Origin of the sequence: Flavobacterium kayseriense, from assembly GCF_014305095.1 — a bacterium.
GTDB classification, from domain to species: Bacteria; Bacteroidota; Bacteroidia; order Flavobacteriales; family Flavobacteriaceae; genus Flavobacterium; species Flavobacterium kayseriense.
On record NZ_JACRUI010000001.1, the window covers coordinates 1308357 to 1332358 of the forward strand.

Here is a 24002-nt window from a genome sequence, read left to right on the forward strand (position 1 = left end):
TATCTTATTATTTGAAGTTTTTTTACTGCAGTAATGCCACACTATTATCCACAAAAAAAGCCGCTATACAGCAGCTTTTTTTTAAGTTTTATTCTATTTACCAGCCTCCGCCAGATCCTCCACCAGAGAATCCACCGCCGCCGAATCCGCCACCGAAGCCACCGCCTCCGCCAAATCCACCACCTGATGAACCTCCGCCGAAACCGCCACCTCCGCCGCCACGGCCAAGACTGCTTAGAATAATAACGTCAAGTAGGCTAGGGCCACCACCACCGCGATTGCCTGAGTTTCCACCACCACCTTTATTTCTTGATGCTAAGGCAATGATGATTACAATAATAATTATGAGAGGAAGAAAAGGAAAGTCTTTTTCTTTAGTCACTTTTCTTTGACCTTTATATTTTCCTTTAAATACGTCAAAAAGCGCATCTGTACCTTTATCTAATCCATTATAATAGCTTCCAGCTTTAAATTCTGGAATAATGATATTTCTAGTTATTTCTCCACCAATTCCGGCTGTTAAACGATCTTCAAGTCCGTAGCCAGGCGAGATCCATATTTTTCTTTCGGCTTTTGCTAGTAATATAAATACACCATTATCGTCCTTCTGTGTACCACCAATGCCCCATTCGTGTCCCCATTTTGGAGTAAGGATTCCTATGTCTTCTCCTTTTAAACTTTCGATAGTTACAATTACAATTTGGGTTGTGGTGGTATCAGCATATTTAATAAGTTTTTCCTCTAACTGTGTTTTCTCTGACGCACTAAGTACATTAGCATAATCGTAAACACTTGTTTGGAAATCGGGTTTTTTAGGTATTGTAAATTGTGCAAACCCTAAACTTGTGATAAAAAGACAAATTAGTAAGTGCAAAACGTACGTTGTATTCTTTTTTTGTAAAATCATATTATCCTTTAGATATTTCGTTTGATAATTCATTCGTGTCATCTGCAGACCACGGAAAATGTTTTTTCAACTCTTCACCAGCTCTTAAAATTCCGTCTATTAAGCCTTGCTTGAAATTGCCGTTTTTAAAGTGTGCTACCATAATGTCTTTAGTACTATCCCAAAAATCATTAGCAACAATATCGTTAATTCCTTGATCTCCACAAATTACAAAAGTTTTATCGGCTACAGCCAAATAAATTAAGACTCCGTTCTTTAACTGTGTTTCGTCCATTTTAAGTTCATTAAAAACTTCTAATGCGCGATCAAACGGATCTAGTTCTGTTGTTTTTTCAAGGTGTACTCTAATTTCTCCCGAGGTGTTTTTTTCAGCTACACGAATGGCTTCAACAATTTCTTGCTCGTCCTCTTGCGTTAAAAAATCTTCTACTTTAGACATGAGTTGCTTTTTAGGGGATTAGTATGCTTTTAAAATAGCAAACCATTAAGAAACAAGATTCATTATTTCTCAATAATCTGTATTCCTTAATGGTTTGCTAGCAATGTAAATTTACTATTTTTTTTAAAATTTTACTTCTACAGGTTTGTCAGCACCTTCAACTGAGTTGAAATATGCTTTTTCTTGGAAGCCAAACATTCCTGCAAAAATACTATTTGGAAACGTTTTGATGTGCGTATTGTATGGTTTTACAGATTCGTTAAAACGTGTTCTAGCGGTCAAAATTTGATTCTCTGTACTTGCTAATTCATCTTGTAATTTCAAAAAGTTTTGATTTGCTTTCAAATCAGGATAACGCTCTACTGAAACTAATAAACGGGATAAAGAGCTGCTTACACCGCTTTGCGCTTGATTGAATTGCGCTAATTGGTCTGCTGTAATATTAGTGGGGTCAATAGTTACTTGTGTAGCTTTAGCACGAGCTTCGATTACTGCAGTAAGAGTACTTTTTTCAAATTCTGCAGCACCTTTAACTGTGTTTACTAAATTTCCAATAAGGTCATTACGTCTTTGGTAAGCTGTTTGAACATCTCCCCACGATTGTTCTATGTTTTGATTTAGTTCAACAGCAGTGTTATTAATTCCTTTAACCCAGCTGTAGATTCCTATAATAACTACGGCGATAATAATCCACGGTAAAAACTTTTTCATGTTTGTTGTTTTTTAATTGATTTGTTATTTGATTGTTTGTAATGATGCAAGTTGTATTTAGATTACAACTCGTTTTTAATATTAGTTAATTGTGTTCTAATTGTTTCTAATTTCCGAATGATTTCAAACTTATCAAGGGTCTTCTTTTGACCTTCCTTCAAGTGTGTTTTTGCTCCTTCAAGTGTAAAACCTCTTTCTTTTACAAGATGATAAATCAGTTGCAAATTTGTGACATCCTCAGGAGTGAACATGCGGTTTCCCTTAGCATTCTTTTTTGGCTTAAGAATATCAAACTCACTGTCCCAAAAACGGATCAGCGAAGCGTTCACACCAAAAGCCTTGGCAACTTCGCCTATGCTGTAATACCTTTTGTCTTTAGAAAGTTCGATATGCATATTACTTTATTGATTTTTTGTTAATTAGATAACGAATAATATTTCCAACTGTTTTAATCAAGTGACTGATTCTCTTGATTGGCTTTCTTGGAAATTGCCACATACTCTACTGCTGATATGTTTCCGTAATAAAAGTTCAAAGGATTAACCACTTTTCCATTTTTATGCACTTCATAATGCAAATGTGGCGCTTCAGATCTCCCTGTACTTCCTACGAATCCTATAATATCTCCCCTCTTAATTCTTTGTCCCGGTTTGCAATTGTATTTGCTTAAATGGGCGTACAATGTTTCGTATCCATAACCGTGCCTTATTACAATATGATTTCCATAACCAGAGGCTCTGTCATTTGCTTCTGTTACAACTCCGTCACCTGTAGCGAAAATTGGAGTACCTTTTTTTGCTGTAAAGTCCATGCCTTCATGCATTTTCCTTGCTTTTGTAAAAGGATCCGTCCTATATCCAAAACCGGATGCCATGTGTTTCAAATTCTCATTTCTGACAGGCTGAATGGCAGGTATGGCAGATAGTAATTTGTTTTTCTCCTTTGCTAATTTTAAAATATAGTCTAGCGATTTAGATTGTATTGCCAACTCTTTTGTCAATATGTCAACTTTTTTAGTCGTGGTTAATACTAATTTCGAATTGTCATAGTCTTCTAATTCTCGGTATCTATTTGCATCAGTAAAACCAGCTTTGCGATCCTCCTCTGTAATAGGGGAGGTGTTAAAGTAGGTTCGATACAAGTTATTGTCACGATCTTCTACTGCCTGAATTACTACATTCAGTTGATCTATTTTTTTGTCCAGTACCGCGTAATTTAATTTCAAATTAGCGATTTCTCGCTCTTGCAATCTGTCTTTAGGTGTTTCAAAGTAAGGTGTGTTTAGTAAAACTACAAAACTCAGGACACCAAACAGTGCCGAAGCTACTAAAAACAAGACAACGAAGCCAAATTTCTTGCGTTTTTTCACTTTGATTTTGCGATATGCTAGATTTTCAGAGTCGTAATAATATTTTACTTTCGCCATATTTTAAAATACCCTATTTTTGTGCCCTATAAAAAGGTTAGTTGAACAAATTTAATAAATGTTTCATTCGTACCACTGCTTTTTTTATAATAATAATAATAAGGGCCTAATCCAGCTATTCGTTTCAAGTTCTCGTTTAGCAATCTTTTTTTCTAAGCTGTTGCAGGAGCTTCCTTTGGTCGCCCTGCACCATCAAGAAAAAAATAGATTGCCTAAACTCTAAGCTTTTCACTATTATCTGGGGCAAACAAAATAATAACCAAATAGTTAAAGTTGGTTTAAACGTTGAAAAATGTTAAACCTTGAACTTTAAACAAATCTTAATAAATGAAATCACAAGACATTCGAAAAGCATTTTTACAATTCTTTGAAAGCAAAGGACACTTAATCGTTCCCTCGGCACCTATAGTTCTTAAGGACGATCCCACTTTGATGTTCAATAACTCCGGTATGGCCCAGTTTAAAGAATATTTTTTAGGAAATGCAGTTCCAAAAAGTAATCGCATCACCGATACTCAAAAATGCCTTCGTGTTTCAGGTAAACATAATGACTTAGAGGACGTAGGTTTTGATACTTACCACCACACCATGTTTGAGATGCTTGGTAACTGGTCATTTGGTGATTATTTTAAAAAAGACGCTATTCCATGGGCTTGGGAATTTTTAACTGAGGTTTTAAAAATAGATAAAGACCGTCTGTACGTGTCTGTTTTTGAAGGAAACGAAGCCGAAAATGTTCCTTTTGATCAAGAAGCATTCGATATCTGGAAGCAGTTTGTTCCCGAAGATCGTATTGTTCTTGGGAATAAGAAGGACAACTTTTGGGAAATGGGTGACCAAGGACCATGCGGACCTTGTTCAGAAATACATATCGATATACGTACTAGCCAAGAGAGAGCAGCCGTTTCAGGTTTTAGCCTTGTCAATGCAGATCATCCTCAAGTAGTCGAAATTTGGAACAACGTTTTTATGGAATTTAACCGTAAAGCCGATGGATCATTAGAAAAATTACCAGCGCAACACGTAGATACCGGAATGGGATTTGAGCGTTTGTGTATGGCAATGCAAAGTGTAACGTCAAATTATGATACCGATGTTTTTACACCGCTGATTGCTAAAGTAGAGCAGATCACAGGATTGAAATATACTTCAAACGAAATTAAAAACGTTTCTGAAGAACAAAATAAAACCAATATCGCAATTCGTGTCATTGTAGATCACGTCCGTGCTGTAGCTTTCGCTATTGCTGATGGACAATTACCATCGAATACTGGAGCAGGTTATGTAATTCGTAGAATTTTACGTCGTGCTATTCGCTATGGTTTTACCTTTTTGGATACCAAAGAACCTTTTATCTTTCAATTGGTTGCTGTATTGGCTGATCAAATGGGCGAATTTTTCCCTGAAATTAGAAAACAACAAGCGTTGGTGACTAATGTTATTCGCGAAGAAGAGGCTTCTTTTTTAAGAACGTTGGACCAAGGATTACAATTGTTAGATAAAGTTATAGCTGAAACAAATGGTAAAGAGGTAAACGGCGCCAAAGCATTCGAACTCTACGATACTTTTGGTTTTCCAATCGATTTAACGGCTTTGATATTAAGAGAAAGAGGTTTCAGTTTAGATGAAGCTGGTTTTGAAAAAGCAATGCAAGAACAAAAATCACGTTCTCGCGCTGCCTCAGAGGTTTCTACTGATGACTGGAAAATTCTGGTTGAAGGTAATACCGAAACATTTGTTGGATACGACCAAGTAGAAAACGAAGTAAATATAACTCGTATTCGTAAAGTAGATTCTAAGAAAGATGGTGTTTTGTACCAAATCGTTTTAGACGCTACTCCTTTCTACCCTGAAGGTGGAGGACAAGTAGGGGATAAAGGAATTTTAGTTTCGGCAAACGAAACCATCGAAATTATTGATACTAAAAAGGAAAATAATTTGATTTTGCATTTTGCTAAGCAATTACCCGAAAATGTAAAAGCAAGTTTTGTTGCCAAAGTAGATACGGACTTAAGAGGATTGTCCTCTAAAAATCACTCGGCGACTCACTTAATGCATCTTGCGTTACGTACTATTTTAGGAACGCATGTTGAGCAAAAAGGATCGTTGGTAAATGCCAATAACTTGCGTTTTGACTTCTCGCATTTTTCAAAAGTAACAGACGAAGAATTACAACAAGTTGAGGATTTTGTTAATGCAAGAATTCAAGAGCAATTGCCATTAGTTGAAAGAAGAAGTATTCCTATTCAGCAGGCGTTAGACGAAGGTGCAATGGCATTGTTTGGCGAGAAGTATGGTGATAATGTGCGTGCTATCAAATTTGGTGATAGTATAGAATTGTGTGGAGGAATTCATGTAAACAACACAGGAGATATTTGGTCTTTTAAAATCGTCTCTGAAGGAGCGGTTGCTGCAGGTATTCGTCGTATCGAGGCAATTACAGCTGATGCCGTTAAAAAGTTTTATAGCGCACAAGAGTCGTTGTTAAGCGAAATAAAATCGACTTTAAAAAATCCACAAGATATTAGTAAAGCTGTTGTTGCCTTGCAAGAAGATAATGCGAAGTTAAAAAAACAGTTAGAAGTGATGTTGAAAGACAAAGCTAAAAAAATGAAAGGCGAATTGGCTCAAGAGATTCAACTTATAAATGGAGTTCAATTTTTGGCGAAACAAGTCGATTTAAGCCCAGAAGGAGTGAAAGACTTGGCTTATGAATTAGGGAATTTAGGGACAAATGTTTTTTTAGTTTTAGCAACAGCCGAGGAAGGAAAACCAATGCTGTCTTGTTACATCTCTAAAGAGTTAGTAGCGGATAAAAACTTAAACGCTGGACAAGTCGTTCGTGAATTAGGTAAGTTTATTCAAGGTGGAGGAGGCGGTCAGCCGTTCTTTGCAACTGCGGGCGGTAAAAATGCAGCTGGAATTCCGGAAGCGTTACTTAATGCAATTGATTTTGTGAAATAAATCATGAAGTTCAGAACGATTTAGATTTAAGGCATAGATTTTGTAACTTTGTACTAACTTATGGGGCCATTCTTTCTAGTTAATTGCGCCATGAAGGTTTTTTTTAAAAAAAATAAGCATATGAAGAGAATAATTAAAGTTTGTGTTTTATCGGTGATGTTGGTTCTTTTTTATTCTTGTGCGAATGATAAAAGTAATGACGCCAAATTATTGAGAAAGCTAATAGAAACTGTTGAGGATAGTTCTAAAGTCACTACTGTGCTTACTTATAAAGATAACGAAATTGTAAGTACTGATAATAGTAATGAACATGTTGATTATACTTATACTGATGGCTTAATTACTACAATCGTGAGTAAAAAGAAAAGTGATCAGTCACTAGTAAGTACTTCTTTTACGTATGATAAAGGCAAACTTGTTCAAGCTAAATCGTCTGATGGATCGGAGACAAATTATACTCATAGTGCTGATGGATCGGTAACCTATGAGCATTTTGCAAGTAACGACAAAGAAGGTCTAATAAAACAATTTCATGGCGTTCTTACTTTTGAAGAGGGAAACCTTGTTAAGGATAATAGGGTTTTAGATAATAGTGAAGTCAATTTAATAACTAAAATTGATGCGAGCTATGAATATGACACAAAGAATAATCCTTGGTTTAATATTAAGGCTTTTGATAAATTACTGATTTATAATGAGTTGATTTCGGTAAATAATAGTATGCTCAGCGTGATTGAAAACAACACTACAAATACTAAAGAGGATCAAATTATATCATCTGCAAAAATGCATAAAAGTATTTTTAAGTATGATAGTGATGATTATCCTAAAGAGCAAATCAGCGAAAACGCAAAAAGTAATTCAGGATATTTGAAATCTGAATATATTTACGAATAAAATTCAGCATAATTTTAATGCAATTTAGAACCCAAATACCCATTTCTCAAAGCAATCATTTAATTGATTACAACGTAAAGATGGTGTCTTTGGGTTCTTGCTTTGCAGAAAATATGTCCGCAAAGTTAGACTACTATCAATTTCAGAACTACTGCAATCCTTTTGGGATTATTTTTAATCCTAGTTCTATTGAGAAACTAATCGATCGCATAACAACGAAAAAGTACTATACTGAAAAAGATATTTTTTTTTACAATGAGCATTGGCATTGCTTTGAATTGCATTCGCAGTTCTCTAATCCAAATAAAGAACTGTTTCTAATTTCAATTAATGGATTAATTGACGTTACAAGGCAAAAAATAGAACAAGCTTCCCAGATTATTATTACTTATGGAACTGCTTGGATTTATAGATCACGTGAAAGTATGGAAATTGTTGCTAACTGTCATAAAGTACCGCAAAAGGAGTTCGATAAAGAGTTGCTTTCAGTCGCTTTGATTCAGGAAAGTATAACTAATACGATCGAGCTGATTCGTTCTATAAATCCTTCAGCCTCTTTTATTTTTACAATTTCTCCAGTACGCCATATAAAAGATGGTTTTGTACAAAATCAATTAAGTAAATCACATTTGTTTAGTGCTTTACATGATGTTTTACAAAAAAAGAATGACGGGGTTAGCTATTTTCCTAGCTACGAAATTATGATGGATGAGTTGCGAGATTATCGTTTCTATACGGAAGATATGTTGCATCCTAATCAAGTGGCAATTGATTATATTTGGGAACGGTTTGTGGATACTGCTATAAGTGCGCATTCGAAAGAAACGATGATAGAGATAGATTCAATTCAAAAATCTTTACAACATCGATCTTTCAACCCAAGTTCTGATAGTCATCAAAAATTTGAAATTAAATTACAAGCTAAAATAGCTAAAATGGTTTCGCAGTATTCATTTATGAAATTCTAACTATGTTAAAAAGATTCTTGATATTCATCGGTTTAATCGCCACGGTATTTTTACTTTTCAAGTTTTGTGATTTTAAAAAATCAGATGATTCCACTACTGTAGATAGCGCAGGCTTGATTCAGCAGCAAATACTTAATGTTGGAAAACTCATCGTTACTGAAGGTCATTTCTCTGAGGTAATAACATATAAAAATCAGGAGAAATATTTGATGGGAATGGTCACATTTGATAAAAAAGCTTTAGTTATCGTAAATGCAGATGTTACGGTTGCCTATGATTTACATCAAATGAAATATGATATAGATGAGGCGAATAAAACCATTTCTATAATTTATATTCCAAAAGAAGAGATTAAAATTAATCCCGATATTAAATTTTATGATGTAGAGCAAAGTAAATTAAATCCGTTTACAGGAGATGATTATAATAAAATTAATGCTTCGGTTAAGGCTAGCTTAGCGAAAAAGATTCAAAAATCTACACTGAAATCGAATGCCCAAAATAGATTAATTAGTGAATTGTCCCAGATATTGATTACTACTCGAAACCTAGGTTGGGTATTAAAGTACGATGGTAAAGTAATCGAAAGCGATTCAGAGCTTGGGAAGCAAATTAAGTTGTAAAGCGTTTCTATTATTAATTTAACAGTAAAGTGCTTTAACTGATAAATACTGATGTTGCATGATATAACCGCAAAATCGAGCTATCTATATATCGATTTTGCGGTTTTTTAATGACTTTGTCACACAATTAAGTTATTGAGCTAGTGTGAGACTTAAATTTTCATGCTGTTGCTTTCTCAAAAATTAAGTCCAAGCCTCCAGATATTAAATGGGCTACTTCTGGTCTTTTTATTTTTTGTTCCTCTAGATAAGTAACTACAAGGTCTAGTAATTGTGATTCGTTACGTTCGTTCAATAACTCAGCAATTTCTACCGAAAGTAACCAGTCTCTAGAGTGATTGTTTCGTAGGTTTTCAAATATTGGTGCTAGCGCAGCTTTCTTATCTTTTGTTTCACGAATGTTCCGTACTTGTTGGTAAAGTACTTCTAAATCATCTCGTTCTGCGGACTGTTGTGCTTTTATCGTTGTGCTTGAAGGCATATGAGTTATCAAATCAAAACTATTTACATCAGCTGGACCAGAATAAGCTGAAACCACTTTCTTGCCTACAGCCATGTCGTATACGCCCCAGTCCGGTTGGAACAATACAGTTTCGCCATGCGTTACCGTACAGTTTTTAAAGCGAATTAAAATAATTTCTCCCCTTAAGTTTCTTGAACCCGTTACAATTTCACCCTCAACAATAATTCCGCCTTCAAACTCTAGTTTTACCGTTTTAGATTCTAATATATCATAGGCATTCAAGTCTTTTGGACTCATATCTTCGATAGCAAGGTTGATGCCTTCTAGTTTTCCTATGGGACTACCAAAACCATCAGGATGTGTCAATGTTCCGTGACCAACTAATTCCTTTTCACGGTAAGCCAATGCTGTTTTACCTGTAGTTTGAATATAGATTGGTTTGCCATCTTGCGCAATAACATTGGTGAAAACGCCCGAAACTTGCAAGCCCGTACTCAATTCAATAGTTCCTAGTGCTGCTGAATCAATTAATTTTTCAACTCCGGATAGTCCGCCTGTCCTCAAAGCCATTTTATTTGCAAACTCCTCAAGAACTAAATTCAAATAAGCAAATGTTGGCGTAACATATAATTGGGGCTGCAATTTAGTAATGTCAAAACTTTGGTAAGCCGCAGAGATGTCATAGGGAATTTTCTTTACTTGATCGGTCATGCAATAGGCACTTTCACCAATAGAGGATAGTAATCCCGCACCATAAATCTTCGGATTATTTACGGTTCCTATTAAGCCATATTCCACAGTCCACCAGTGAAGGTTGCGTATTTGAGCCATTTCTGATAGTTCACCCATATTGTTTTGCAAGTCTTCAACTGCTTTTTCGGCGGCGTCAATCGTAGCTTGTGGCGTACCTTCGGCTTCTTTCACAATTGATAAAAGTCGGATTGCCTCATACATCTCGTAATCCTTGCTTGACGAAATCGCTTTACATCCTATTTCACCAAAACGGCGTAAATATTCGGCATATTCAGGATTGGCAATAATAGGCGCGTGCCCTGCACCCTCATGAATAATATCTGGAGCCGGTGTGTATTCAATATGTTCTAACTGACGAATATCTGATGCAATCACTAGAACGTTATAAGCCTGAAACTCCATAAAAGCGTTAGGCGGAATAAAGCCGTCTACAGCAACAGCAGCCCAACCTATCTCGGTCAAAATGCGGTTCATTCCGTACATACTTGGGATATTGTCTACCTCAATTCCAGTTTTTTTCAAGCCATCTAAGTACGAGCTGTGCGCCACTTGCGAAAGGTAATCTACGTTTTTACGCATTACATAGCGCCAAACCGCCTGATTAATAGGCGTGTAATCGCTATAATCCTGAGCTTTAATAAATTGCTTTAAATGTTTGGGTAATCGGTCTAATAAGGGATTACTTTCAATTGTTGCATTCATATCGAAAACGTTGTAGTTTAAGTTACAAAAGTACGAATTATAGAAGCCATTTCTCGCTTTTCATTACAAGTTTTTGTTCGCCCGTTTGTTTTTCCAAAGTTCCGGGAGGAGCTTCCTCCGGTCGCTCTGCCGCAACAGGAAAACAAAAAACGGCCTTCACAAAAAGCTTTCTATTGCAATCGGGGCTAGGAGAGTTGTGCTCAGAAGAATGATTTCTGCATAGTATGTCATTGTGAGTAACTATGCAATCACAAGAGCCAAAGAAATTTAATGATGTTATTTTATAGGATAGGAACTGTTTTTTACTAATTACGACCACACTAAAGGATTGTCTTCGTCGAATTTCATTTCGTGTGGCAGAAGGGGAATATTTACTGCATTTCCGAGAGTTCGGTTGGTAAAATGAAAATCCCGACTACAAAATGCAATCGGGAAATTAATAGTAATCTGTCAGCCTATATTAGGTGGATTGAACAGTTCATTGTTAAGAAGGTATAATGTTCTCTTCTTTTAGTTTAGCAAACAAATTAAAGAAAGATTCTCTTGTATCTTGATATTCGGTAAATCCTAATTTACGACTTTTAGACATATCTGTCATAACCTCTATCGGACGTCCCAAGTCAAGGTCTGTATGCCAAGGAGAAGCTAATTTGTTTAGATCAGACTCTACTAAGTTATATTTCTCAGCAATTTTTTTCCAAATAGCGTCATCATTTTGCATGATTTCTTCCAAATTACTATTGTTTTCCACAAAACCTTGATATTCAATACCGAAATATTCTGCTACTTGTTTCCATAACCAGCTCCAGCGAAATATATCACCATTAGCTACATTAAAGGCTTGATTTGCAGCTTCTGGTGTAGTGGCTGCCCAGACAAACTGCTTGGCTAATAGTTGCGCATCGGTCACATCAGAAATTCCATTCCACTGTGCTGCTGACCCTGGCCAAATGAAAGGAGTTCCTTTTTCTTTGCAGATACTTGCGTAAACTGCTAAAGTTGTTCCCATATTCATTAAGTTTCCAACAGCTTGCCCAATAACGGTGTGTGAACGATGAATACTCCAAGTAAAGCCGTCGCGGGTGGCTGCTGCAAAAATTCCGTCTTCCTGAGCATAGTAAAAATTGTCTAGTTTCAATCTAGGGTGTTCCTCTCTAACCGGAGTTTCAGGTAAAAATTCTTCTTGAGCATAAGCTTCAAATGGCCCTAAATAATGTTTCAATCCTGTAACTAAAGCAACGTGTTGTACTGACTTTTTTGGAGCTAATGCCTGTAACAGGTTGCGAACCATTGCACCGTTTACCTCAATGTTTTCTGCTTCTGTTTCCTTACGCATCCAAGCGGTGAAAAAAACGTGAGTGGGTTTCACCTCTCTTAAAGCTTCTGAAAGTGATTTTAGGTCTAGTAAATCTGCTTTGATATTTTTTAGTCCTTCTAACTTCACCTCAGAATTTCGGGTAATGCCATAGGTTGTCCAATTGTTCTTGAGCAATTCTTGCGCAAGATTATTTCCTGATATTCCACTCGCTCCAACAATTAATGCAATTTTGTTCATAATTAACTATTTTCTATTGTTTCAACTATTGAGCAAAATTATGTTACTTATATATGCTTATTGTTGATCTAAATCAAAAAAAACAGTTAATCAAATTAATGATTCTTGTGCACGTTTTTCTTAATTCTACTAATCGTTTCAGTGGTGAGACCAAGATAAGATGCGATGAGGTTTTGTGGTATGCGTTGCGAAATAAATGGATACATTTTTATTAATTGAAGGTATTTTTCTTCTGCAGTATAAGAATTGGAACTGATCAACCTTCTATCTTTTGTGATTAAGCTATTTTGATACACTATTCTAAAATACCGTTCCATAGCAGGTACTTCGATCAATAATTTTTCATAGTTAGAACGCGAAAGTAATAACACTTCGCTATCTTCAACAGCATCAATAGAAAGAATTGCTTTTTCCTCACAGATAAAGCTTTTAAAATCGGATACCCACCAGCCTTCCCATGCCAGTAAACTAATATGTTCTTGCCCCTTTTCATCTAAAGTATACGATTTTAAGACACCTTTAGATACGAAAGCTAAATTGTTGCAGTAATCACCTTCTTGAAGTAAAAATTGTTTTTTTCGTAGTTTTTTTATTTCAAAAAAAGCGGAGATCTCTTTTTTATCTTTATCTGATAATTTTACCTTTTCCTCAAGTTGTTGAAATAGTTTATGAAACATGGATTTTTGATTTGAAGCATTCTTATTCAACTTGCTGTTACATTTTGGTAATATCTGCTTGTAATTTGCCAAGACTAGTATTTTCAGGAATACGAAAATACGAATTAAAACGATAATTCCTCTAAAGACCTAAATACAATAAAACGAGTGTTACCAACTTGCTTTGATTTACGTATTTTTATTTATGACTAATGTGATGACGAAAAATAAGATTTGGATTACTTTCAGTAGTTGAGTTTATTTTGAAAAACATTATGGTTTAAGAGGCAAAGTAAAAATTCTAGCAGCCATTTCCCTCTTTTCATTACCAACGGGGCTAGGGGAGCAATGCAAGAAGATAATTGTAGTTATAATTTGTGTTTGATAAATTAGATAGAAATGTAATCACTCTATTTCAAAAAGCAATATTTGTGTTTTCTGTTTGTCAGAGAAATTATTATCAGATACAAAAAGTATAGATTGTTTGCCATTGGCTAATTTTGGACCAAAAGTGATTCCCTCAATATTATCTGTGAAAATGCCTAAATCATCCATGTTTAAAATTAATTTTTTAGGCGCTAATTTAAAGTCCTCCGTTTGCAATGATTTGACATTTGTTACATCAGTAGCTAAAGATAAATCACATAAATACACTTTTATAGTGCAAGCTAGTTTACCGGTTGAATAGGAGCGTTCTACAACTAATAATCTATTTTTGCCGTAATACTGAATAGCAGAGATTCCGTTTACAGCAAAACTTGTTTTTGGATTTGGTGCATGGGCGATAGGGTCTAATCGATATGCATATTGCGCGCTGTTTTGTCTGCTTTTGGTATCAAACTTATAAATTCTAATTAAGCCCCCTTTAGTTGTGCTCGCTTGAGTATCGTCCTCAAATAATGGTTCTTCAATATTTGTATATAGTTCAGTGAAATTTTTGTTAAATGTAATACCTTCTAATACGCCATTACTTCGCGGACCTCGCTCTTCCTTTTGCATGTTGAGGTTAGAAGGTAAATTATAAGTATTTAGGTAATTTCCTTCTATAGTTGCGGTTTGTAAAGAAGGGTTTTGGATAACGGCAAAATCTTTTGCAATAACACGAGCTCCTTCACTGCTCCATACCACAGATCGGGTTTTAGGGTTATATCGCATTTCCTCAGGATCAATGGAACTGTCCGGATATTTGTCCCAGTTAGCGTACTTTTGACCAGCTTCATTTTTTAGGGGAAAAACAGTTTGAAAATCAATTTGTTGCAAGGAATCTGCTGCTAATTGAATTTTTGCGGTATAAAAACGAGCGTCATTATAAATGGATCGATCATCGCAAATAAAATAGTATAAATCATTTTTAGCGTCGAAATCTATGCTGGATAACCCACCAACAACCGTTTTTTTGAATTCTTGATTAAATGGAATTTCAATGGTGTTGATGTATTTTAAAGTTGGCACTTCAGCAAGATTTTGTTTGCTGCTCGAGCACGATACTAACGCTAGGACACTAAAGAAAATAAGTAATTTGCGCATGCTATATTATTTTGAATTTAGGAGATCTCCTTTTTGGTCATTATCTCTAAAATAGTTTATTTTGTAATTAAACATCTCAGCCATGTTCTTGGCACGTAGTTTTGCTTCATCTGCAATAGGACCTTGATATAAAGTGTCTACGGTTTCGGTGAACAGTTTCATCCAGCGTTCAAAATGCGCTTTGTCAATTGGTAAATGTTTGTGCGGAGGAAAAGGGCTTCCCGAGTAAGTATGTACTTCCAGTAAAATAGTTTGCCAAAAGCGATACATTTTTTCTAAGTGATCTGGCCAATTTTCTCCTATTTTTAAGTTGAATATTGGACCTATAAAATTATCTTTTTGTACGTGACCATAAAAAGTATCTACTAGTGATTTAATATCTTCTAGAGTTGATATGTCTGTTTGTGTTTTCATAAATGAGAATAAAAAAAGCCTACGCAAAGGTAGGCCATTTCTATCACATGTATTTGCATTATTGTTGTGGAGGGAACTGTGTTAGGATTTTTGCCACGAACTCATTGATTCTTTTTTCCTTATCTGCTCTGTTTTGAGTTAGGTAACCTACTCCTTCACCTTGCCAAATAAGTTCTTGTTTTTTAGCATCGATGAGATCGATAAAAAGTGTTCCCTCTGTGTTAGAGCTTGCTATGGTTTGTTGTCCTCCCCACATGTAAGGATTCCATCCCCATCCCCAACCATATCCCCAACCAGCGTTGAACTGATTGATGCTTACTTTTTCTCGTTCTTTGGTAAAAATATTAATTAAAAGGTCTGGATTCTCACTCTTCGTCATTCCTTTGAGGCTCAATTCCATGTCAATGGCACGTAAGATTCTTTTTTTATCCAGTTGTGAGATCTCAGCTTTATCAATTCCACTTTTCTGAAATGCATAAGTTTTATATTGAGTAAAGTCCACATTTTTGTCGAAATCAGAATTTACGTGTATCGTGCTGCAAGCGCCCAATATAAATAGTAATAATAGCGGTAGGAGTTTAATTGCTTTCATGTTTTGGTTATTTATGTTCTTTGAAAATAGTATCTACTGTAATATATACCTAAGATAAAAAATTATTTTTTTGCGAGGTACAAACATCTAAATTTTAACGTCGAAATTAACTATTGATTAAGCGATCGTCTACTATGTTAGGAATGGTTACCTTTAGTAACGGCTGCTGCTCCATTGCTCTTTTAATGGCGAAAATTGCCCCCTCGTTACGGGCCCAACTTCTTCTTGATATCCCGTTGTTTACATCCCAGAAAAGCATTGAGGCTAAGCGTCTTGAAGCTTCTTTAGATCCATCAAGAACCATACCAAAGCCACCATTAATTACCTCTCCCCAGCCAACTCCTCCACCATTGTGAATAGAAACCCAAGTTGCACCGCGAAAACTATCACCAATTACGTTTTGAATCGCCATATCAGCGGTAAAGCGGGATCCGTCGTAAATATTAGAAGTTTCTCTGTAAGGTGAGTCGGTTCCCGAGACATCATGATGGTCGCGGCCAAGAATAACAGTGCCAATTTCGCCTTTGGCTATAGCCTGATTAAAAGCTTCGGCAATTTTTACACGTCCTTCGGCATCGGCATACAATATTCGAGCTTGAGAGCCCACTACTAATTTATTGGCTTGTGCTCCTTTGATCCAAGTTATGTTGTCATGCATTTGTTGCTGAATTTCGATTGGGGCAGTTTTTGTCATTTCTTCAAGAACGGCGCAAGCAATTTCATCTGTTTTCTGTAAATCTTTAGGTTTTCCAGAGGCGCAAACCCATCTAAACGGACCGAATCCATAATCAAAACACATAGGTCCCATGATATCTTGTACATAACTAGGGTATCTGAAATCGATGTTGTTTTCAGCCATAATATTTGCTCCTGCACGCGAAGCTTCTAATAAAAAGGCATTTCCGTAATCGAAAAAGTAAGTTCCTTTAGCGGTGTGTTTATTAATAGCATCCGTATGACGTCGTAACGTTTCTTGTACTTTTTGTTTGAATAGGTTTGGATTTTCAGCCATAAGGACATTCGCTTCTTCAAATGAAATTCCGACAGGATAATAGCCTCCTGCCCAAGGATTATGTAGCGAAGTTTGGTCACTACCAAGGTCAATATGGATGTTTTCTTGGTCGAATTTTTCCCATACATCAACTACGTTTCCTAAATAAGCTAAAGATATCACTTCGTTATTGGCTTTGGCCAAAGCAACTCTGCTTACCAATTGATCGAGGTCCTCGATAATTTCGTTAATCCAACCTTGATTGTGACGAATATGGGTGATTTTTGGATTTACTTCGGCACAGACTGTGATGCAGCCGGCAATATTACCAGCCTTGGGTTGAGCTCCGCTCATTCCACCTAAGCCTGAGGTGACGAATAAGCCACCTTCTGGCAATTTTTTTATTTTTCTGAATCCATTTAAAACAGTGATCGTAGTTCCATGAACAATGCCTTGTGGTCCAATATACATATAACTTCCGGCTGTCATTTGACCATATTGGGATACACCGAGGGCATTCATTTTTTCCCAATCATCAGGTTGAGAGTAGTTAGGAATTACCATTCCGTTTGTAACCACGACTCTTGGGGCTTCTTTATGCGAAGGGAATAGGCCCATGGGGTGTCCAGAATACATGGTTAGGGTTTGGTCTTCGGTCATTTCAGACAAATATTGCATGGTCAATAAATACTGCGCCCAATTTTGAAACACGGCACCATTACCACCATAAGTGATTAATTCATGTGGATGTTGTGCAACGGCATTATCCAGATTGTTCTGAATCATCAGCATAATAGCTTTTGCCTGTTCACACGTTCCAGGATAATCTTCAATAGCATAGGCGCGCATTTCGTAATCCGGACGAAAGCGATACATGTATATTCGACCATAAGTGTCTAATTCATTTTGGAATTCAGGCAGTAATGCTGCGTGGTGTTTTGGTTCAAAATAGCGTAAAGCATTGCGAAGCGCTAGTTTTTTTTCCTCTGACGTAAGAATTTGTTTTCGCTTTGGTGCGTGATTTATGTTGGCCTCATAGGGTTTTGGATTAGGTAAGGTATCAGGTATTCCTTGTGTGATTTGTTCTTTAAAAGTCATCGTATAGAGTGTTTTCATTATACTGTGTTTTTACTTGCAAGTGCTCTTGTATATACATTAGGGATAACGAATATCCGAACGATGGTAGGATTTAAAGATGGTAATCCTAAACCTTTGAGCGCAAATATCCATGATGTTTAATTTGTTATGAGGTGTATTAAAGCTTGCAATTTGCTTACTTTTTGATTGTTCCTGTTTTTTTATCAAAACCATAAGGGCAGTGACGACAGCCGCTTTTACAACAATGACCTCTTTTGAGGTGATGCTTTTCTGTGAAACATTTATAGCCCTCTGGGGTATAATAGAAATCTTCTCCTTCGATTAGTTTAGATTGGTTTTCTTGATTTAGCATGTATGAAAAAATATAGTTTTTATGCTGTAATGTATTGTAGTTAATTTTGCGACGCAATTCGTATCTACAAATTTATTCTTTTTAGAATGATTACTCTTCCTATTTGCATTTATTTAAAAGCGGGGTTCTGATTAGTTTTGTCGTTCAACACGAGTATTTTTAAAATTCCTTCCATATTGTTGTATCGAATGTTAATGTATGGGTAATAAAAAAGGCAACTAGTTACTAGCAATACAACATTTCCGTTATTTGTAATTATTGATTACATTGTATTATCTCTGCGGATTTTATTTTCTTTACGGCTATATATTGAGATTGTTTTTTGTCCTATTCACTAATTGATTCTCTTGCCTATGTTTGTCATTGTTTCTAAAGTTTTTGTTCCTAGGGGGTTTCGAGCTATCACTATATTTCCTTTTATTTTATTGAGATACAGGGAGGATAAAAAAGACGACCAATTACTTAATCACGAAAAAATTCATTTAAGACAACAATTAGAGTTACTCATTGTTCCGTTTTATTTATGGTATTCTTTAGAGTATTTTTTGAAATTATTTCGTTATGGAGACAAAAACTTAGCCTATCGTTCTATTTCCTTTGAAAGAGAGGCTTATTCTTATGAAGATGATTTAAGTTTTTTGCAAAAGAGACCATTTTGGTTTTTTGTGAATTTTCTGAACAAATAGACATCGAACAGGAAACAGATGGATTATTAGAACTATTTATGGTTTTTTACCCTGTCAATTTAGTAAGATAAAGAGTGCCAAATATAGATAAAAATGCATTTAGTCGATTATTTGTGTACTTTATCTATGTTTTTAACAATTAGTGATTGTTTTTTATTGTATTTTTGAAACAAGATAATTGAAATAAAAATTTAATTATTCTTCAGATTCAATTTTATTAAATATTCAATTGACTAGCTTATGAAAACAAAAATACTAAGTCCGATTTTACTTATGGTGACTATGATGTGCTGTCATAAGTCAGTGCAAGCACAAATGTACGTTGGAGCAAATAGTTATGTTTATGCTACAAATACTCCGGTTTTTATTAAACAAGAACTAGAGTTAAAAGCTGCTTCAAGTAATTTTTATTTAAGAGAAAATGCTCAATTGTTACAAGGTACCTCTGGTATAGGAGCAAACAAAGGAACAGGTAGTGTTTCGGTTTTTCAAGAAGGTACTGTAAATAATTTTCAATATAATTATTGGTGCTCTCCGGTGGGTGGTGCTAACGCCACTGCTGGTAATACGGCATTTGGAATTACACAGCTAATGGATCCGGTTACAATTACAACTAGTACTAGCGCATTAATATTACCCTCTAGCAATTATAACGGTACAGCATCTCCTTTAGCTATTGCACCTTATTGGATATGGAAATTACCTGCTTCAAGTTCTAATGCTTGGGTTTATGTAGGTTCAGGATCAACATTAAATGCCGGTGAAGGATTTACCATGAAGGGAACCTCAGGGGCTAATACCAATGCGATTGGAGGTGTGCAAAATAATTCAGGAAACAATCAACGTTATGATTTTAGGGGAAAACCTAATGATGGAACTATTTCAATACCTGTGAGTACCGGCAAATTAGTTCTTACAGGAAATCCCTATCCATCCGCAATTGATTTATCTGCTTTCTTGACCGATGCAAATAATACTACGGGTATTGCTTATTTTTGGGAGCAAGATAAAACGGTTGATTCTCATTATATAGCTGACTATAAAGGAGGTTATGGAACTTACTCCCCCCTTGGAGGAAGTGGTAATGGTGTGTACACGCCAGCTACTTTTTATTCTTACGATGGATCCGGAAATGAAGTGAATACAGTTGGTACAGGATCTGCATATAGCAGACGTTTTTCTCCAATTGGACAAGGTTTTGTTCTTGAAGGAACTAATAACGGTAATATTACAATGAAAAATAGTTACCGTGTTTATGTGAAAGAAGGAGCAGCTAGCCAATCTCAATTTGAGAAAAACACGAGTAATGGCGATAAAGAGGCAAAAAGCTCTTTTTTTGCTGCAATACCTGCTGTATCAGGAAAAGATTATACGCTAGTTAGTTCTCAGGAAAGTTCACACTTGCGTTTGAGCGCGTTGATTGATGATCATGGAGTAAGACAGTTAGTTTTAGCTTTTGTTCCTGAAGCAACAGATGGAGTTGATCATGCAATGGATGCTCCTTCAAGTGATGCAGCACCAGCTGATGCCTATTTTGTTATAGATAATAAAGAGTTTTTAATCAATGCTTTAGTTTTTGATGCAGATAAAAAAATAGCTGTTGGTTTTAGAAATGTTAATAAAGCTAACTTCAAATTATCGGTTAAGGATATTGTCAGCTTCTCTGGCGCTAATCAAATTTACCTGCATGATAAAGTAACCAATGAATATTTTGATATAAAAAACAGTTTCCATGAAGTTGTTTTACCTGCAGGGGTTAATAACACGCAATTTGAAATTACTTTTAAAACCGATAAAACTTTGGGAATTGAAGAGAATGAAAAGTCTGATTTTTTAGTTTATCAAAACAATGCACTTAAAAGCTTGTCGATTAGCAACCCTCTTCAAAAAGAATTAAAAACGTGCTCTGTGTACGATATTTTAGGAAAATTAGTCTTTACTAAAACAGTTTTAGGATCTAACACCAACTATACTTTCTCAACATCTAATCTAAGTGACGGCATTTATATAGTGAAGATAGATACCAAAGAAAAAAATACATTAGGTCAAAAAATCATAGTGAAAAACTAGTTTAACGAATAAAAAAATGCAATCCTATAAGATTGCATTTTTTTGTTGTTATAAATTTTACCTTTGTTTAAAAAAGAATTGAATCAAAATATACCCATACAATTTTCTAATGGAATATCTGTTGCTATAAAGCGCGAGGATTTGATACACCCAATTGTTTCGGGTAACAAATTTAGAAAGCTAAAATACAACTTGCTTGAAGCAATAAATCAAAAGAAAGATACTATAGTGACGTTTGGGGGAGCTTTTTCTAATCATATTGCCGCCGTAGCATATGCAGGGCAACAGAATGGCTTAAAAACAATAGGAGTGATTCGAGGTGAGGAATTAAAGGATCAAAATGATTTGAATCCGACACTGAAATTTGCTAAAAGTTGTGGCATGCAGTTTGAATTTGTTTCAAGGGAAGTATACCGTCTCAAAAACGAAGAATCTTTTCTAAAACATTTAATAGATAGTTTTGGAGATTTCTATCTTATTCCCGAAGGAGGTACTAATTCATTAGCAGTCAAAGGTTGTGAGGAAATCTTAACAAGTCAAGATGCAAGTTTCGACTTCATTTGTTGCGCAGTAGGAACGGGTGGTACGATTTCAGGAATCGTTAATAGTGCCAAACCAAATCAGAAAATTTTAGGATTTCCAGCCTTAAAAGGTGACTTTTTACAAGATGAAATTCGTATTTTTGTCAAAAATAATAATTGGGAATTAATTACTAAGTATCATTTTGGAGGGTATGGCAAGGTTAGTGAAGATTTGATATCCTTCATTAATACTTTTTATACAACAACTAAAATACCTCTAGATCCTATTTACACCGGTAAAATGCTCTATGGTGTATTAGATTTAATAGAAAGTAATTATTTTCCTGCTCAGTCAAAAATATTAGTGATACACACTGGCGGTCTTCAAGGAATTAAAGGCATGAATGAAACACTAAGCCGTAAAAATTTACCAATACTTAATGTCAATGTTTAAAAAAATACTGCTACTCTTAACTATAATTATCTTGGCAAGCTGCAATGCTACAAAGTCACCCATTGTAACAAAAAAGCAATCATCCACAAAGCCTAAAAAATCGGTAGTTTCAAACGGAAAGAAAACGGCGTCAGGAAAAACTATTGAAAGACAATCAAGTCAGCAACGAAATTCAAAGACAAACCTTGAGGTGATAGAGTCAACCTCTAGAACAGTTGTGAGCAATGATATAATAGGCAACTATGTATTACAATACAAAGATATTGCAATGAAGAACATGAAAACCTACGGTATTCCTGCAAGTATCATTTTAGCGCAAGGTATCTTAGAGTCGGGAGCTGGTAGAGGTGATTTAGCCGTGAGCGCAAACAACCATTTTGGAATCAAATGTCATACCGGTTGGGATGGTGATAGTGTGAGGCATGATGATGATTCCGCTCAGGAATGTTTTAGAAAGTACAATGATCCTGGTGAGTCTTTTAAAGATCACTCTTTGTTTTTGACAGGTAGAAGTAGGTACGCAAACTTATTTACTTTATCGAAAGAAGATTATAAGTCTTGGGCTAATGGATTGCGGAAAGCTGGATATGCAACTGATCCCAAGTATCCGGATAAACTTATTTCGTATATAGAAAGGTATGATTTAGCGCAATACGATGCTCAGGTGTTAGGAATTAAATACGTTCCAAATGCAACGCAGTATAATAGAAGAATAGATGTAGCAAGTGCATCAGAATCTATTCATGAAGTCCAAAAAGGGGACACCTTGTATTCGATATCAAGAAAATACAATGTTTTAGTTGATGACTTAAAGCAAAAGAATAAATTATCAGGAAATACGCTTTCAATAGGGCAAAGATTGATGGTTAGATAATAGATTATTAAATATAATAAAGCATAATATAAATGTTATATCAAAGAAGTAGTCAGCTTTTTGCTGAAGCAGAAAAAGTAATACCAGGTGGTGTGAATTCTCCCGTAAGAGCTTTTAAAGCAGTGGGTGGGACGCCTATTTTTGTGGAGCGTGCTAAAGGGGCTTACCTTTATGATGTTGATGGAAATCGCTTACTAGATTACATCAATTCATGGGGGCCTATGATTTTGGGACATGCCTTCGAGCCAGTTGTGCATGCGGTTATCGAAAAAGCAAAGTTGGGTACCTCTTTTGGAATGCCAACAGAGTTAGAAACTCAAATCGCGTCTTTGGCTGTGGAGATGGTGCCAAATGTTGATAAAATTAGATTTGTAAATTCTGGTACCGAGGCTTGTATGAGTGCAATTCGTTTGGCTCGTGGATTTACAAACAGAGATAAAATAATAAAATTTGCTGGGTGTTACCATGGTCATTCTGATTCTTTTCTAATTCAAGCAGGAAGTGGTGCAGTAACCTTTGGTTCTCCTAATAGCCCCGGAGTTACAGCAGGAACAGCAAAAGACACGCTTTTAGCGACTTATAATGATTTAGAAAATGTCAATGCATTAATCGAAGCCAATAAAGGGGAAATAGCAGCAATTATTGTTGAGCCCGTTGCTGGAAATATGGGCTGTATTCCTCCTAAAGCAGGTTTTTTGGAAGGATTAAGAACATTGTGCTCAGATAATGGTATTTTATTGATTTTTGATGAGGTAATGACCGGTTTTAGATTAGCACCAGGTGGTGTTCAGGAATTATTAAATGTGAATGCTGATATCGTTTGTTTTGGTAAAGTAATTGGTGGTGGATTGCCAGTTGGTGCATTTGCAGCTCGTAATGAAATCATGAATTTTCTAGCTCCATTAGGTCCTGTTTATCAGGCGGGGACCTTGTCAGGAAATCCATTAGCGATGGCAGCAGGATTAGCAATGTTAAAGGCATTGAACGAGGATAAAGAAGTATTTGAAAGGTTAGCAGCTAAGACAGCTTATTTACATGCTGGACTTGAAAAGGTATTAAAAGAGAATAATATTGCTTTTACGATCAATAGAATAGGCTCTATGATATCAGTTCATTTTGATTCTAGCCCGGTGATTGATTTCAAATCAGCAGCAAAAGGAGATAATGAGAATTTTAAGAAGTTTTTTCATGGGATGTTGCAAGCGGGTGTTTACATAGCGCCATCAGCTTATGAAACTTGGTTCATCACAGATGCTTTGTCTTACGAAGATCTCGATTTTACAATAAATGCTGCGGCGACAGTGGCTCAAACACTCTAAAAACTAAAACAAAAAAGCTTCGAGATTAACTCGAAGCTTT

The 24002-nt window shown here is 35.7% G+C and carries 22 protein-coding genes; 9 read left to right on the forward strand and 13 right to left on the reverse strand.

From position 1 onward, the window contains the following. Positions 1-97 precede the first annotated feature (97 nt). From H8R22_RS05630 to H8R22_RS05650, 5 genes are all read right to left on the reverse strand, one after another. On the reverse strand, positions 98-907 hold the full coding sequence (locus H8R22_RS05630; protein WP_187008537.1) for a TPM domain-containing protein: 810 nt from the start codon (positions 905-907) through the stop codon (positions 98-100). 1 nt (position 908) lies between these two features. Next, positions 909-1346 (reverse strand): TPM domain-containing protein, encoded by a 438-nt coding sequence (locus H8R22_RS05635; RefSeq protein ID WP_187008536.1) that lies wholly within the window; start codon positions 1344-1346, stop codon positions 909-911. A gap of 123 nt (positions 1347-1469) precedes the next feature. After that, positions 1470-2057 (reverse strand): LemA family protein, encoded by a 588-nt coding sequence (locus H8R22_RS05640; RefSeq protein ID WP_187008535.1) that lies wholly within the window; start codon positions 2055-2057, stop codon positions 1470-1472. Positions 2058-2119: 62 nt separating this feature from the next. After that, the gene (locus H8R22_RS05645; protein WP_187008534.1) at positions 2120-2452 is read right to left on the reverse strand and encodes a MerR family transcriptional regulator; all 333 of its coding nucleotides are present in this window, start codon (positions 2450-2452) and stop codon (positions 2120-2122) included. Between the two features lie 53 nt (positions 2453-2505). Beyond that, a complete protein-coding gene (locus H8R22_RS05650; RefSeq protein ID WP_187008533.1) occupies positions 2506-3483 on the reverse strand; it encodes a peptidoglycan DD-metalloendopeptidase family protein in 978 nt (325 codons plus the stop codon). A 327-nt stretch (positions 3484-3810) separates the two neighbouring features. Here H8R22_RS05650 and alaS point away from each other — a divergent pair, with 327 nt between their 5' ends. The 4 genes from alaS (at position 3811) to H8R22_RS05670 (ending at position 8935) form a co-directional block, all read left to right on the forward strand. Continuing rightward, on the forward strand, positions 3811-6447 hold the full coding sequence (alaS, locus tag H8R22_RS05655; RefSeq protein ID WP_187008532.1) for an alanine--tRNA ligase: 2637 nt from the start codon (positions 3811-3813) through the stop codon (positions 6445-6447). A 120-nt stretch (positions 6448-6567) separates the two neighbouring features. Beyond that, the gene (locus H8R22_RS05660; protein WP_187008531.1) at positions 6568-7344 is read left to right on the forward strand and encodes a hypothetical protein; all 777 of its coding nucleotides are present in this window, start codon (positions 6568-6570) and stop codon (positions 7342-7344) included. 17 nt (positions 7345-7361) lie between these two features. After that, entirely contained in the window at positions 7362-8312 is a 951-nt protein-coding gene (locus H8R22_RS05665) for a GSCFA domain-containing protein (protein ID WP_187008530.1), read from the forward strand. A gap of 2 nt (positions 8313-8314) precedes the next feature. Next, positions 8315-8935, forward strand: a complete 621-nt coding sequence (locus tag H8R22_RS05670) for a DUF4230 domain-containing protein (protein ID WP_187008529.1) — start codon at positions 8315-8317, stop codon at positions 8933-8935. A 160-nt stretch (positions 8936-9095) separates the two neighbouring features. Here the strand turns inward: H8R22_RS05670 and H8R22_RS05675 are convergent, their stop codons facing one another. From H8R22_RS05675 to H8R22_RS05710, 8 genes are all read right to left on the reverse strand, one after another. Continuing rightward, positions 9096-10853 carry an aromatic amino acid hydroxylase gene (locus tag H8R22_RS05675; protein WP_187008528.1) on the reverse strand — a complete coding sequence of 586 codons (1758 nt, stop codon included), beginning with the start codon at positions 10851-10853 and terminating at the stop codon, positions 9096-9098. Between the two features lie 484 nt (positions 10854-11337). Beyond that, positions 11338-12408: an SDR family oxidoreductase gene (locus tag H8R22_RS05680; RefSeq protein WP_187008527.1), complete on the reverse strand. Its 1071-nt coding sequence runs from the start codon at positions 12406-12408 to the stop codon at positions 11338-11340. A 95-nt stretch (positions 12409-12503) separates the two neighbouring features. After that, positions 12504-13085, reverse strand: a complete 582-nt coding sequence (locus H8R22_RS05685; RefSeq protein WP_187008526.1) for a Crp/Fnr family transcriptional regulator — start codon at positions 13083-13085, stop codon at positions 12504-12506. A 384-nt stretch (positions 13086-13469) separates the two neighbouring features. Further along, positions 13470-14591, reverse strand: a complete 1122-nt coding sequence (locus H8R22_RS05690; protein WP_187008525.1) for an esterase-like activity of phytase family protein — start codon at positions 14589-14591, stop codon at positions 13470-13472. A gap of 6 nt (positions 14592-14597) precedes the next feature. Further along, complete coding sequence (locus tag H8R22_RS05695) at positions 14598-15005, reverse strand: group III truncated hemoglobin (protein WP_187008524.1); 408 nt, start codon at positions 15003-15005, stop codon at positions 14598-14600. 58 nt (positions 15006-15063) lie between these two features. After that, positions 15064-15597 carry a DUF4136 domain-containing protein gene (locus H8R22_RS05700; RefSeq protein WP_187008523.1) on the reverse strand — a complete coding sequence of 178 codons (534 nt, stop codon included), beginning with the start codon at positions 15595-15597 and terminating at the stop codon, positions 15064-15066. 106 nt (positions 15598-15703) lie between these two features. Further along, positions 15704-17686: a urocanate hydratase gene (locus H8R22_RS05705; RefSeq protein ID WP_187009571.1), complete on the reverse strand. Its 1983-nt coding sequence runs from the start codon at positions 17684-17686 to the stop codon at positions 15704-15706. Between the two features lie 175 nt (positions 17687-17861). Then, positions 17862-18038: a DUF5522 domain-containing protein gene (locus H8R22_RS05710; protein ID WP_187008522.1), complete on the reverse strand. Its 177-nt coding sequence runs from the start codon at positions 18036-18038 to the stop codon at positions 17862-17864. Between the two features lie 353 nt (positions 18039-18391). Between H8R22_RS05710 and H8R22_RS05715 the strand changes: the two genes are divergently transcribed. The 5 genes from H8R22_RS05715 (at position 18392) to hemL (ending at position 23962) form a co-directional block, all read left to right on the forward strand. After that, positions 18392-18724 carry a hypothetical protein gene (locus H8R22_RS05715; protein WP_187008521.1) on the forward strand — a complete coding sequence of 111 codons (333 nt, stop codon included), beginning with the start codon at positions 18392-18394 and terminating at the stop codon, positions 18722-18724. Positions 18725-18964: 240 nt separating this feature from the next. After that, positions 18965-20794 (forward strand): T9SS type A sorting domain-containing protein, encoded by a 1830-nt coding sequence (locus tag H8R22_RS05720; RefSeq protein ID WP_187008520.1) that lies wholly within the window; start codon positions 18965-18967, stop codon positions 20792-20794. 78 nt (positions 20795-20872) lie between these two features. Further along, the gene (locus H8R22_RS05725) at positions 20873-21769 is read left to right on the forward strand and encodes a 1-aminocyclopropane-1-carboxylate deaminase/D-cysteine desulfhydrase (RefSeq protein ID WP_187008519.1); all 897 of its coding nucleotides are present in this window, start codon (positions 20873-20875) and stop codon (positions 21767-21769) included. Further along, a complete protein-coding gene (locus tag H8R22_RS05730) occupies positions 21762-22643 on the forward strand; it encodes a glucosaminidase domain-containing protein (RefSeq protein ID WP_187008518.1) in 882 nt (293 codons plus the stop codon). The genes H8R22_RS05725 and H8R22_RS05730 overlap by 8 nt, the downstream gene beginning before the upstream one ends. Before the next feature lie 32 nt (positions 22644-22675). Continuing rightward, complete coding sequence (hemL, locus tag H8R22_RS05735) at positions 22676-23962, forward strand: glutamate-1-semialdehyde 2,1-aminomutase (RefSeq protein WP_187008517.1); 1287 nt, start codon at positions 22676-22678, stop codon at positions 23960-23962. Positions 23963-24002 lie beyond the last annotated feature (40 nt).

Coding starts and splice junctions, on each gene's coding strand:
- H8R22_RS05630 (WP_187008537.1), bottom strand. CDS start 907: ATGATTTTACAAAAAAAGAATACAACGTACGTTTTGCACTTACTAATT.
- H8R22_RS05635 (WP_187008536.1), bottom strand. CDS start 1,346: ATGTCTAAAGTAGAAGATTTTTTAACGCAAGAGGACGAGCAAGAAATT.
- H8R22_RS05640 (WP_187008535.1), bottom strand. CDS start 2,057: ATGAAAAAGTTTTTACCGTGGATTATTATCGCCGTAGTTATTATAGGA.
- H8R22_RS05645 (WP_187008534.1), bottom strand. CDS start 2,452: ATGCATATCGAACTTTCTAAAGACAAAAGGTATTACAGCATAGGCGAA.
- H8R22_RS05650 (WP_187008533.1), bottom strand. CDS start 3,483: ATGGCGAAAGTAAAATATTATTACGACTCTGAAAATCTAGCATATCGC.
- alaS (WP_187008532.1), top strand. CDS start 3,811: ATGAAATCACAAGACATTCGAAAAGCATTTTTACAATTCTTTGAAAGC.
- H8R22_RS05660 (WP_187008531.1), top strand. CDS start 6,568: ATGAAGAGAATAATTAAAGTTTGTGTTTTATCGGTGATGTTGGTTCTT.
- H8R22_RS05665 (WP_187008530.1), top strand. CDS start 7,362: ATGCAATTTAGAACCCAAATACCCATTTCTCAAAGCAATCATTTAATT.
- H8R22_RS05670 (WP_187008529.1), top strand. CDS start 8,315: ATGTTAAAAAGATTCTTGATATTCATCGGTTTAATCGCCACGGTATTT.
- H8R22_RS05675 (WP_187008528.1), bottom strand. CDS start 10,853: ATGAATGCAACAATTGAAAGTAATCCCTTATTAGACCGATTACCCAAA.
- H8R22_RS05680 (WP_187008527.1), bottom strand. CDS start 12,408: ATGAACAAAATTGCATTAATTGTTGGAGCGAGTGGAATATCAGGAAAT.
- H8R22_RS05685 (WP_187008526.1), bottom strand. CDS start 13,085: ATGTTTCATAAACTATTTCAACAACTTGAGGAAAAGGTAAAATTATCA.
- H8R22_RS05690 (WP_187008525.1), bottom strand. CDS start 14,591: ATGCGCAAATTACTTATTTTCTTTAGTGTCCTAGCGTTAGTATCGTGC.
- H8R22_RS05695 (WP_187008524.1), bottom strand. CDS start 15,005: ATGAAAACACAAACAGACATATCAACTCTAGAAGATATTAAATCACTA.
- H8R22_RS05700 (WP_187008523.1), bottom strand. CDS start 15,597: ATGAAAGCAATTAAACTCCTACCGCTATTATTACTATTTATATTGGGC.
- H8R22_RS05705 (WP_187009571.1), bottom strand. CDS start 17,686: ATGACTTTTAAAGAACAAATCACACAAGGAATACCTGATACCTTACCT.
- H8R22_RS05710 (WP_187008522.1), bottom strand. CDS start 18,038: ATGCTAAATCAAGAAAACCAATCTAAACTAATCGAAGGAGAAGATTTC.
- H8R22_RS05715 (WP_187008521.1), top strand. CDS start 18,392: ATGTTTGTCATTGTTTCTAAAGTTTTTGTTCCTAGGGGGTTTCGAGCT.
- H8R22_RS05720 (WP_187008520.1), top strand. CDS start 18,965: ATGAAAACAAAAATACTAAGTCCGATTTTACTTATGGTGACTATGATG.
- H8R22_RS05730 (WP_187008518.1), top strand. CDS start 21,762: ATGTTTAAAAAAATACTGCTACTCTTAACTATAATTATCTTGGCAAGC.
- hemL (WP_187008517.1), top strand. CDS start 22,676: ATGTTATATCAAAGAAGTAGTCAGCTTTTTGCTGAAGCAGAAAAAGTA.